The following is an 11,367-nucleotide window of genomic DNA, read 5'->3' as shown; positions in this document are numbered from 1 at the left end:
CGGTCAGACCGCTCGCAGCAACGCCAGGTAGGCCTCGGCGATCGGCCCGGCGGCGAACACCGCCACGACCGCGCTGACGATCATGAACGGGCCGAAGGGAATCGCGGTCGTCCGTCCGGCACGTCCCACCGCCATCATCGCCACACCGGTGACAGCACCCAGCACGAACGCGCCGAGGGCACCGACAACCAGAGCCGACCAGGACAGGTAGCCCAGCACGCCCCCGACGACACCGGCCAGCTTGACGTCGCCGAACCCCATGCCGCGCGGATGTGCCAGTACCAGCGCCAGGTAACAACCGAACAGCACAGCGGCGCCCGCGGCGGCGCGGCCCAGCGACGACCAGTCGTTCCGCACCACCGACGATGCCGTGAGCAGGATCGCCACGACCGGGTAGGCAGGTAGGACGAGCGCGTCCGGCAACCGGTGGTGTTCCAGGTCGATGATCGAGAGCGCGATCCCCAGCGCGGCGAAGTAGAGGTACGCGGGCAGGGCGCTGAGCAGCGGTCCGTCTGCCAGGCGCCGGGCGATCGCGATGAACAACGCCGCCGTTCCGGCTTCCAGCAACGGGTTGTGCAGGCCGGTGCGCGTACCGCAGTCCGCGCACCGGCCCTTCAGCACCACCCAGCCGACCACCGGGATGTTGTGCCGGTTCCGGACAGGACTGCCGCACGTCCGGCAGCGCGACCGCGGCCTGACCACCGACTGTCCACGTGGGACCCGGTCGACGACCGTGGTGAGGAACGAGCCGGCGAGCAGGCCCAGCAGCGTCACGACGACGAGCAGCAGTGGGGTCACGTGCGATGCCTTTCCGCTGCCGGGCACGGGCTTCGAACGTAATCACCGCCGACCGGCGCGATGCTGTGCATCCCGAATTCGGAGGATGCCGGTCGTGTTCCGCGGGCGGGTCAGGCCAGGGTGCTCGCACTCCACTCGTCGAGGGTCCGCTGCAGCTTGTGCGAGTCGATGGGCTTGGTGAGGTAGTCGTCCATGCCCGCGGCCAGGCAGCGGTCGCGGTCCTCTGCGAGGGCGTGCGCGGTCATGGCGATGATCGGGATGCGCCTGCCGCCGTGCTCACGCCTGCGCAGCTCAGCCGTGGCGGTGTAGCCGTCCATTCTCGGCATCTGGCAGTCCATCAGGATCGCCAGGTACGGCCTGGTGTCCGCGAGTTCGAGGACCTCGTACCCGTCCTGGGCGACGTCCACCTGGTACCCGAGCATGGTGAGGGTTTCCACGGCGACCATCTGGTTGATCTCGTTGTCCTCGGCCAGCAGGATCAAGCCGCGGCTCGCGGTGGCAGGCGTCTCCACCGGGTGACGCGGCTTCGGCGTACTGGTTTCCGGAGTGAGGATCTCGAGCAGACAGTTGTAGAGCTGGGACGGGCCGATCGGTTTGGGCAGCAGGGCAGCCGCGCCCGAGGCCTCGGCGCGCTGGTCGTCGCGGTACGAGCCGGAGGTCAGCAGGACCACCTTGACCGGAGGGATGCCCGCGTCGGCGGCGATGGCGTCGATCAGCGCGACGCCGTCGAAGCTGGGCATGTGCTGGTCGACCACCGCCAGCTCGAACGGAACGTCGGTCCGTGCGGCTTCGCGCAGGTGTTCCAGACCGGCCAGGCCGTCGGAGACCGCGGTCGGGTCCATGCCCCAGGCCTTGGCGTGCCTGCTGATCAGGTGCAGGTTGGTCGGATTGTCGTCGATCACCAGCAACCGGTTGCCCGTCATGTGGCTGCGCAGGGGGAGGCGGGTGCGTTGTGCGGCCGGGTGTTCCTGCGGCTCGAAGCCGATCGTGAACCAGAAGCGGCTGCCCTGCCCGAGCTTGCTGGCCATGTCCAGGGTTCCGCCCATGAGTTCCACCAGCTGCCTGGTGATCGTCAGGCCGAGGCCGGTACCCCCGTACCTGCGGGTGCTGGCGGCGTCGGCCTGGGAGAACGGTTCGGTGAGGCGAGCCAGGTCCTCCGGCGCGATGCCGATGCCCGTGTCCAGGACCGTGAACGTGACCCGGTGGCTGTCGTCCTCCTGGGGTTCCGCGCGCAGCAGCACGCTGCCCTCCTCGGTGAACTTGACGGCGTTGCCGAGGAGGTTGAGCAGAGCCTGGCGCAGCCTGCCGTCGTCGCCGCGCAGTGCGGTGGGCAGGTTGGGCGGGTAGTCGCAGACGACTTCGACGTGCTTGTCGCGGGCGGCTTGGGCGACGGCCTGCACGACTTCCTCGAGAACCCTGTCGAGTTCGAACTCGGCGTGGATCAGCTTGAGCTTGCCCGCTTCGATCTTGGAGAAGTCCAGGATGTCGTTGATGATCGACAGCAGCGCGCGGCCCGAGGTCTGGATCGCCTCGGCATAGCGGCGCTGGGACGGTTCCAGCGGCGTTTGGAGCAGCAGGTCGGTCAGGCCGATGACGCCGTTCATCGGCGTGCGGATCTCGTGGCTGACCATGGCGACGAACTGCGTTTTGAGCTGCGCGGCGGCGAGCGCCTTGTCGCGGGCGTCGGCCAGTTTCAGCTCGGCCTCGCGGCGTTCGCTGATGTCGCGGATCGCAGCCGAGACGAGTGTGCCCTGCTCGGTGTCCAGTGGTGCGAGGCTGATCTCCACCGGGATGTGGCTGCCGTCGTGGCGCATGCCGGCCAGTTCGATGCCGGTGCCCATCCTGCGGTGGACCGGATCCTGCAGATAGCGCTGCCGGTGACCGATGTGCTTCTGCCGCAACCGCGCCGGGATCAGCAGTTCGATCGACTGGCCCACCAGGTCGTCGCGGCGGTACCCGAAGAGGCGTTCGGTCTGTTCGTTGACCAGCACGATCGTGCCGTGCTCGTCAACGATCAGCATCGCGTCCGGCGCGGCGAGGACGAGCTGCTGGAACCGTTGTTCGGCCTTGATCCGCTCGGTGACGTCGCGGGCGATGGACGAGACGCCGACGATCTGACCGGCGCTGTCGCGGATCGGCGAGACGCTCACCTCCACGTGCAGGCGGCTGCCGTCCTTGCGGACCCGCACGATGTCGTGCAACCGGATCGACTGGTCGCCGTCGGTCTGCAGGAGCCCACCGAGTTCGTCGCGTTCACCTGCGGGCACGATCAGGTCGATGGACCGGCCCACAGCTTCCTCGGCGGTGTAGCCGTACTGGCGTTCCGCTGCCGGGTTCCAGCTGGTGATGATGCCGTCGAGGGTCTGACCGATGACGGCGTCGTCGGTGCCCTTCACGATGGCGGCCAGACGTGCGGCGGCGTCATCGGCGGCCCGCTGTGCCGTGGTGTCGCGAGCCACCGCGTAGACCAGTCCCTCGTCCGGGATGGGGACCGCGTTCCAGGTGAGCCACCGGTAGGAGCCGTCACGGCAGCGGTACCGGTTGTCGAACATCAGGGTGGTTCGGTTCAACGCGACCTGCTCCGCGCTCTCGGCCGCGGTCCTCGCCACGTCGTCGGGATGGACGAAGTCGACGTACGGCCGGCTCTTCAGCTCTTCCGCGGTATAGCCGAGCGTGCGTTCCCAGGCGGCGTTGAGGTGCTTGAAGTAACCATCGGTGCCGGCGATGCACAGCAGGTCGGTCGAGATGTCGAAGAAGTGGTCGAGCCTTTCCGCGGACCGTTGCCGCTCGGCTTCGGCCTTGTTGCGCGACGTGAGGTCCCGGTAGCTGCTGACGATCAGCCGGGTCCCCTCCTCGTCGCACACCCTCGTGGTGGTCATCTGAACGGCGATCTCGGTGCCGTCGTGGCGGCACAGGAGAACGTCCTCCTCCGCGCCGTCCTCGGCGACAGCGCCGGAGCCGGCCGGCAGCCACGGGTACGGCGGTTCGGCACCGACCGCTTTCTCCTTGTGATATCCGGTGATCTCGCACCAGCGAGGGTTGACCTCCAGCACCTTCCCGCGAGGATCGGCGATGAGCACGCCTTCGCGCAGCGACCGCAGCACCGTGCGGTTGAAGTCGCGTTCCCGGCGCAGCTCGGAGAGCAGTTTTCGCTGTGTCCGGCCCGCTCTGTCCAAATCGGACCCGGCTCGCAGGAACACCGCGTAGAGGATCAGCACCGTCGCGGCGGTGGACACGGTGATGACGGCGTTCTGGGAGCCGGCGTCCTTGTCGCCCACCGCGTTCAACAGCAAGGCGAACAGCACGAACAACACGGTCATCGCGAGCCTCAGCTGGCGGAACACGTCTCCGCCCTCGGCACCGCCGAGGAACACTCTCGCTGTTGTCCTGTCCGGACGGCACGCCACCAGGCCGGTGGAGAGGAAGATGAGGCACAGCGCCGTGTTGAACGGCATCTGACCGACCCTCGAGTCACCGGCGAGGTACGTGAGACCGTACGCGTGCCCGAGCAGTGCCGTGGTGGCAACGAGAGCGCCGGCCGGAGCCAGGACGGCGGCAGGCCGGTGTCCACGTCGACCGTCGGTGTCCATCAACACCAGTGCGAGGCCCGACAACACGAACGCCACCGCGGTGTGCGGCGACGGACGTCCGGGAAAGCTGGTGACCGCCCACTCCCTCGCGCGGGCCGGGAACAGCAGCGTGTCGACGCCGAAATGCCACCCGGTCAGGTACTCCGCCGCCACGAGCGCCCCGGTCAGCGCCACCACCGCACCGAGCGCCTGTCCCGCACGCCGGCGCGGCGTGCTCGCCGCGGCGGGCGCGATCAACCACAACCCGAACGCCAGCAACACGAGCATCAGCGCGGAGATCGACCTCGTCGTGGCGGCGCCGGGAACCATCGACGTCAAGATCCGCACGCCCGTGGCGTGCCCGAGCAACGTGATGCCGGCAATCGCGATCACGATCACCACGGTCGACCCGACGATGCGGGACGACCGGAGCGCCGACCTTGCCGAGTACTCCATGTGGCGTAAGGTACGTGCGAAAAGTTGCAACGCTCACACCCCGCAAGGGTGAATCACCATGATCATATCGGATGAGGAACTGCGTTCGGCGATCACCGAACGGCTCGCCCAGCTCCGGTTCGGCCGCCCGGCGGAACCCGGTGACCTCGCCGCGCGCGTGCTCAGCGCGTTCCGCACCGCGGCGCCCCGCCACATCGACGCCATCGCGGCGGCGGTCGCCGCCCGCGACAGCAAGACCGCCAGAGAGCAGGCACACGATCTGACCAGTCTCGCGGGCCACATCGGCGCCGTCGACGTGGTCGACTCCTGCGGCGAGCTCAGTGCGCGCCTCAAGTCGGGCGACATCGCGGGCGCCGCGGCAGTGGTCGCCGAGCTGCGCACCGGTTACGCACGCGCGACCCGCGCAACCGCCGGGATGTAGCGCTCCGCACAAGATCGAGTTGCACGTCGTCCCGGTGTCCCTACTGTGGCGGAAACGTTGACGTACCAGGAGATGAGCGCATGGCGACTGTCCTGATCGTCGACGACCTCCCGATCAACCGCGATCTGATGCGCACTCTGCTCACCCGTCACGGGCACCGGGTGCTGGAGGCCGGCGACGGTGTCGAGGCGCTGGACCGGATCACCGACGAGATTCCCGATCTCGTGGTGACCGACGTGATGATGCCGCGGATGGACGGCTACCAGCTCGTGCGCGAGCTGCGGGCCAAACCGGAGACGGCCGGCGTCCCCGTGATCTTCGCGACCGCCAACTACCTGGATCACGAGGCCGCCCCGCTCGCCCTCGGGTACGGCGTCCGCCACGTCGTGACCAAGACCGACGATCCCGCCAAGCTGCTGGAGGTCATCGACGCCGAACTGGACGACGAGCGGTCGTGCGAGCCGATCCCGATCGACGAGGGCCTGACACGCGAACACCTGCGGATCGTCAACACCAAGCTGGTCGAGAAGGTCCGCGAGACACAGCGCAGCGAACAACAGTTCCGGTTGATGGCCGAGTCGGCCCCGGTGGGGATTCTCCTCGTCGACACTGCGGGAACCGCGGTGAACGTCAACACCCGGCTCACCACGATCCTCGGTCGCTCGGCGGATCAGCTGACCGGCCTCGCGTGGCAGGCCGCCATCGGCCTGGAGGGCGACCGCGAACTCGCCGAGGTGCTGGCGGGCAGGCAGGACGGACTGATCCGCAACCAGTGGCCCGTCAAACGCCCCGGCGGTGGCCGGTGGCTCGACATCAGCCTGCACAACGCGTACGACGAACACGGACGGATGCTCCAGTGCGTCGGTGTCGTCGACGACATCACGGAGAAGATCCGGGCGGAGGAACGGCAGCGCGAACTGGACCACCGGCTGCGGGTGGCCGAGCGGCTGGAGAGCCTCGGCCAGCTGGCCGGCGGTGTGGCGCACGACTTCAACAACATCCTGACCTCCATCCTCGGCCACGCGAGCATCGCCCAGGACACGACCGAGACGGGCGCGGAGAACGGCGCCGTGGACTCCGCGATCGCCGGGTCCCTGCGCAAGAGCCTCGACGGCGTGGTTCGGGCGGGCACCCGAGCCGGCCGCCTGATCTCCCAGCTGCTGGCGTTCGGGCGGCCCGACATCGCCGCGCCAGAACCGGTCGACGTCAACGAGTTTCTCGACGAGATCGAGACGCTGCTCGTACCACTGCTCAGCTCGATGATCGAGATGGTCGAGGACAGGGAACCCGGCCTGCGGCGGGTCTTCGTCGACAGCGGTCAGCTCGGCCAGATAGTGCTCAACCTCGCGGTGAACGCACGGGACGCGATGCCCGCGGGCGGCACGCTCGTCCTGCGCACCCGCAACCACGTGGTCGACACGGACACCGGTCCGCTCACACAGGGCCGCTACGTCAAGCTCACCGTCGTGGACTCCGGGGAAGGCATTCCGCCGGACGTGCTCGAGCACGTGCTCGATCCGTTCTTCACCACCAAGCCGGTGGGACAGGGCACCGGACTTGGTCTGTCCACTGTGTACAGAATAGTCCGCCGGTACGGCGGCGAACTGGTCATCTCCTCGACCGTCGGGGAGGGCACGACGATCGACGTCTACCTGCCCGCCGTGGACGGCTGACTTTCCGGCAGGCGGTCCGGCAGCAGGTCCGGCGAGGTCGGCCTGCCGAGGTGGAAACCCTGCACCTTGTCGCAGTCCAGTCGGCGCAGCACGTCGAGCTGCTCTTCGGTCTCCACGCCTTCGGCGACGACGGTGAGGTTCACCGCGTGGGCCATCATCACGATGCTGCCGACGATCGCCTCCGCCTCTCGGCTCTCGCCCAACGCGGAGACGAAGGACCTGTCGATCTTCAGCTGGTCGATCGGCAGCCTGCGGAGCTGGGCCAGAGACGAGTAACCGGTGCCGAAGTCGTCGATGGCGAGCCGCACTCCGAGCTCACGCAGCGCCCTGAGCGTCCGACCCGCGACCGCGGGGTCCCTCATCAGCGCGTTCTCGGTGATCTCGAGGCAGAGCGTGCTCGGGACGATGCCGGTGGTGCGCAGCACGTCCTGCACCGCGGTCACCAGCCGGGGGTCCTCGAGCTGGCGCGGCGACAGGTTCACCGCCAGGTCGCATTCCGTCCCGACCTGGGAACGCACCACGCCGACCTCCCCGGTCGTCGTCCGCAGGACGTGGTCACCGACGAGGTTGATCAGGTCGCTCTCCTCGGCCAGCGGGATGAACTCGGCGGGTGAGATCGACCCGTGCACCGGGTGGTTCCACCGCAGGAGCGCCTCGACGGACGCCACCCGGCCGCTCCTGAGATCCGCGATCGGCTGGTAGACGACCGTGAGCTGCTCGTTCGACGCGGCCTCGCGCAGATCCCCTTCGAGCTGGAGGCGGCGCTGCATCTTCTCGCGGAGGTCGACGTCGAAGAACACGTACCGGCCTCGGCCCTGGGACTTCGCCTGGTACATCGCGACGTCGGAGTCGCGGAGAAGGTCCTCGCCGGTGCGCGCATCACCGGGACCGGTGACGACGATGCCGATGCTCGCGTCGATGTGCAGCTGCCGTCCGTCGACGGAGAGGGGGGCGACGACGGCGTCCCGCAGGTGCTCGGCGAGCCCGCACACGTCGGCCCTGGCGATGTTGCGGGCGACGACCACGAACTCGTCACCGCCGAGCCTGCCGACGAGATCACCGCCGCGGACGTTCCTCTGCAACCGCTCGCCGATGATCCTCAGCACCTTGTCGCCGACGGCGTGTCCGAGCGAGTCGTTGATGACCTTGAACTTGTCGAGGTCGACGAACAGCACCGCCAGCGGGCCCGAGCGCGACGACAGGTGCCGGATGACCAGCGTCCGGTTCGCGAGTCCCGTCAGCCCGTCGTGGGTGGCGTCGTGCTCGAGACGGGCGGCGATCGACTTGCGCTCGGTGATGTCGGTGAACGAGATGACCACGGAGGCCGGGTACGTGTTCACCTGGTTGAGCGGCCGGCAGCTCACCGACAGCCAGATGTCCTGTCCGTCGGGCCTGTGCACACGGACTACACGCCCGTTGTGCGGCAGACCGGTCCGCCGGGTCTGCACGCACGGGTATTCCGATTCCGGCAGGCGGACGCCTCGCTCGTCGTAGAGCGGGCACGCGGTCGTGGGCGATCCGATGAGGCGTTCCGCGCGAATGCCGAGGACCCGTTCCACCGCCGGGTTGGCCGACTCGACCAGACCGGTCGGGCCCACCACCAGAACCCCCTCCTCCAGTGAGGCGACGACTGTCGTGAAGTGCTGCTCCGCACGGCGCCGCGCGGTCTCGTCCGCGCACACCAGCACGTAGCCGTCGTCCATCTCCGCGGCCGACACCCTGATGACGAGGGTGGTGCCGTCGGAACGCCGGTGCACCGCCCGGTCCATGCCGCCCAGGCGCACGATCGCGGCGGGATCGAGCGGCGCACCGACCAGCAAGGAGACCGGCCTGCCGACGGCCTCGGTCGCCGAACGGCCGTACACCGTCTCGGCGGCGGGGTTCCACGTCGTCACGACGCCCGCGGCGGTGGTCGCGATGATCGCGTCGCTGACGTGCGCGACCAGTGCCGCCTGGTAGTGCAGGGTGGCCTCTGCGGCCTTTTGCGCGGTGACGTCGCGCAGGATCACCTGGAAGGCCGGCCTGCCCTCCCACGTCGTCCGCACGGACACCACTTCGACGTCGATCGTGCCGCCGTCGAACCTCACGATGGTGGCGCCAGAGGGTTCGGTGGCCGCGCCGGGTGTGGTCAGCCCGGTGATCCGGCGCATCATGTCCGGCACCGAAGCGGGATGGACGAAGTCCGTGATCGGACGACCGATGAGCTCCTCGGCCGTGCCCGCGCCGAGGAAGCGGATCCCCGCGGGATTGGTGTAGGTCAGCACACCCGCCTCGTGGACCACGATCGCGTCGGGGCTGAGCTCGACGAGCAACCGGTAGCGGTCGGCGAGGTCGGCGAGCGCCTGCTGGTCCGCGTGCCGCTTCGTCACGTCGGTGGCGACACCGGTGAGGCTCCTCGCCGTGGCGCTACCGGACACGCAAGCCCGCAGCTGGATCCACCTCGTGGTGCCGTCCGGCAACGAGTGGGGCAGTTCGAGGACGAAGTCCTGCCACACCGCGGCGGCCTGCGCGGCGACGACCAGCGGATCGACCAGGCTCAGCAGCAGGGGCCGGATCTCGGTGTCCGTGTAGTGCGGCACGCCGAGCAGTTCGGCCATGCCGGGCATCCACGTGGGGCAGTTCGTCGCGAAGTCGAACCACCACATGACCGGGGCGTCGGTGGACGGCGCCAGGTCGACGACGTCCTGATCGAACTTCACCTCGATGTCCATGCCTCTCTTAGCGGCAGGTGCACGGCGGACCTGACGAGAATTGGGCATGAATGTGACGAGCGGGACGAAGTCGGTGCTGGAGGAGTCGCTGCACGCCGGACGGCTCTGCTGCCCGGTGTGCCGGGGAGCGCTGCGGCCGTGGGGCTCGGCGCGCGAACGCGTGGTGCGGTTCCGGGGTGTCGCGGACCGGAAGGTGCGCCCGCGCCGAGCCAGGTGCGCCGACTGCCGCCGCACCCACGTGCTGCTACCGGACTGGATGGTGCTGCGGCGGGCGTACGCGGCGCCGGTCATCCGCGAGGCGATCGCCGCGCACCTGGGAGGAAAGGGTTACCGCCGGATCGCGCTGATCCTCGGCCTGCCGGAGACCACCGTGCGGGACTGGCTGCGCGCTTTCCGCCGCAACACGAGTCCGCCCCATGTCCCGGGACGGTTCTCGTCAGGTCCCGGGAACTGAGTCCGCTCTGAGGGGCACGACCTCGAAGAAAGGACAAGACATGATCGGCATCTGTGGCATCGGAGTGGTCAGCGGTTACGGCTGGGGCCGGGAGAAGCTGTGGGACGGGCTGGTGAGCGGCAAGCCCGCAGCGCACCTGGTCGGCGGCTACGGAGCGAAGGACGCTTGGGTGGCACTCGTCCCGGACGGCGGCTCTCCCGAGGACGGACAGAGCCGGTTCGCGCGGGCGATGCGAGGCGCGGCACGCGAGGCGATCACGGACGCCGGCCGCCGCGGCTGGCGCCCCGGTCGGCGAGTGGGACTCCTGCACGCGGTCGTGCTGGGCGAGGTGGATCTCTGGCGGGAGTTCCACCTCGCCCGCGACCAGCGCGTCTCAGTGAGGGAGTTCCTCGCCCTCATGCCGTCGACGCCGATGTCGACCCTCATGAAGGAGTACGGGTTCCACGGCCCGGCGATGAACGTGTCCGCGATGTGCGCCTCCGGCAACGCCGCGCTGATCACGGCGAAGTCGTGGCTGGACGCCGGTGTGGTGGACGACGTGGTGCTGGTGGCCACCGACCTCTCCGCCACGCCGGAGAACGTGAGCCACTTCGTGCGGCTCGGCGTCGCTGTCACCGACACCGACCCGCTGGACGGATGCCGGCCCTTCCAGGAGGGCAGTCGCGGGTTCACCGTCGGCGAGGCGTCGGTCGCGATGGTGCTGTCGAAGCAGGCGGCCACTCCCTACCTGCACCTGCTCGGTGGCGCGATGTCACACGACGCCCATCACGTCACGTCGATCGAGCCCGGCCTGACGCAGGTCATGACCTGTTTCCGGGACGCGCTCGCGAACGCGGGCGTCAGCGCCGACTCCGTGCGATACCTGAACGCGCACGGGCCCGGCACCGCGCAGTGCGACCGGGCGGAGTCGGCCGTGGTGGAGACGCTCTTCAGGCGGGACACCGGCATCTACTCGGTCAAACCGCTCACGGCGCACTGTCAGGGCGCGGCGGCGGCGATCGAGGTCGCCTCGGCAGCCCTGGCGTGCGAACGGGGGATCGTGCCGGCATCACCCACAGTGGCGCGGGCCCATCCCCAGCTGCTCGACGGTCCCACTCCCCTGACTGACGGCATCACGGTCAAGTCGTCGCTCGGCATGGGCGGCCACAACTCGGTCGTGGTGCTCGCTCCTCCCAGCTGAGCCGGAAGGAGTCCCAAACCTCGAACCGCCCCGTGGTGTCCCCACCACCGGGCGGTTTGAGCAGCACATCCTGGTTCCTACTACCGTTCTGCACCCGAGCGGAAA

7 protein-coding genes are annotated in these 11,367 nt (G+C 69.1%); 4 read left to right on the top strand and 3 right to left on the bottom strand.

From position 1 onward, the window contains the following. Nucleotides 1–3: 3 nt before the first annotated feature. Both AOM45_RS11860 and AOM45_RS11855 read right to left on the bottom strand, forming a co-directional pair. Nucleotides 4–798 (bottom strand): prepilin peptidase, encoded by a 795-nt coding sequence (locus tag AOM45_RS11860; protein ID WP_236703315.1) that lies wholly within the window; start codon nt 796–798, stop codon nt 4–6. 110 nt (nt 799–908) lie between these two features. After that, on the bottom strand, nt 909–4,823 hold the full coding sequence (locus AOM45_RS11855; RefSeq protein WP_051784085.1) for a PAS domain S-box protein: 3,915 nt from the start codon (nt 4,821–4,823) through the stop codon (nt 909–911). Between the two features lie 58 nt (nt 4,824–4,881). On the opposite strand from AOM45_RS11855, the gene AOM45_RS11850 reads away from it, so the two are divergent. Both AOM45_RS11850 and AOM45_RS11845 read left to right on the top strand, forming a co-directional pair. Then, nucleotides 4,882–5,244 carry an Hpt domain-containing protein gene (locus AOM45_RS11850; RefSeq protein WP_030470042.1) on the top strand — a complete coding sequence of 121 codons (363 nt, stop codon included), beginning with the start codon at nt 4,882–4,884 and terminating at the stop codon, nt 5,242–5,244. A gap of 80 nt (nt 5,245–5,324) precedes the next feature. Further along, nucleotides 5,325–6,917, top strand: coding sequence for an ATP-binding response regulator (locus tag AOM45_RS11845; protein ID WP_051784086.1), 1,593 nt, complete (start codon nt 5,325–5,327; stop codon nt 6,915–6,917). Here the strand turns inward: AOM45_RS11845 and AOM45_RS11840 are convergent. Further along, complete coding sequence (locus tag AOM45_RS11840) at nt 6,893–9,628, bottom strand: sensor domain-containing protein (protein ID WP_030470044.1); 2,736 nt, start codon at nt 9,626–9,628, stop codon at nt 6,893–6,895. The genes AOM45_RS11845 and AOM45_RS11840 overlap by 25 nt on opposite strands. Nucleotides 9,629–9,674: 46 nt before the next feature. Here AOM45_RS11840 and AOM45_RS11835 point away from each other — a divergent pair, with 46 nt between their 5' ends. Both AOM45_RS11835 and AOM45_RS11830 read left to right on the top strand, forming a co-directional pair. Next, entirely contained in the window at nt 9,675–10,082 is a 408-nt protein-coding gene (locus AOM45_RS11835; RefSeq protein WP_051784087.1) for a DUF6431 domain-containing protein, read from the top strand. A gap of 40 nt (nt 10,083–10,122) precedes the next feature. Further along, entirely contained in the window at nt 10,123–11,262 is a 1,140-nt protein-coding gene (locus AOM45_RS11830) for a beta-ketoacyl synthase N-terminal-like domain-containing protein (protein WP_030470046.1), read from the top strand. The last annotated feature ends 105 nt before the right edge of the window (nt 11,263–11,367 follow it).

This window comes from Lentzea aerocolonigenes (genome assembly GCF_000974445.1).
Classification (GTDB): domain Bacteria; phylum Actinomycetota; class Actinomycetes; order Mycobacteriales; family Pseudonocardiaceae; genus Lentzea; species Lentzea aerocolonigenes.
The sequence above is the reverse complement of the archived record's forward strand: the minus strand, read 5'-3'. Positions and strand labels throughout refer to the sequence as shown.

Excerpts from the sequence above, each read along its gene's own strand:
- AOM45_RS11855 (WP_051784085.1), bottom strand. The coding sequence starts at position 4,823 with ATGGAGTACTCGGCAAGGTCGGCGCTCCGGTCGTCCCGCATCGTCGGG.
- AOM45_RS11850 (WP_030470042.1), top strand. The coding sequence starts at position 4,882 with ATGATCATATCGGATGAGGAACTGCGTTCGGCGATCACCGAACGGCTC.
- AOM45_RS11845 (WP_051784086.1), top strand. The coding sequence starts at position 5,325 with ATGGCGACTGTCCTGATCGTCGACGACCTCCCGATCAACCGCGATCTG.
- AOM45_RS11840 (WP_030470044.1), bottom strand. The coding sequence starts at position 9,628 with ATGGACATCGAGGTGAAGTTCGATCAGGACGTCGTCGACCTGGCGCCG.
- AOM45_RS11835 (WP_051784087.1), top strand. The coding sequence starts at position 9,675 with ATGAATGTGACGAGCGGGACGAAGTCGGTGCTGGAGGAGTCGCTGCAC.
- AOM45_RS11830 (WP_030470046.1), top strand. The coding sequence starts at position 10,123 with ATGATCGGCATCTGTGGCATCGGAGTGGTCAGCGGTTACGGCTGGGGC.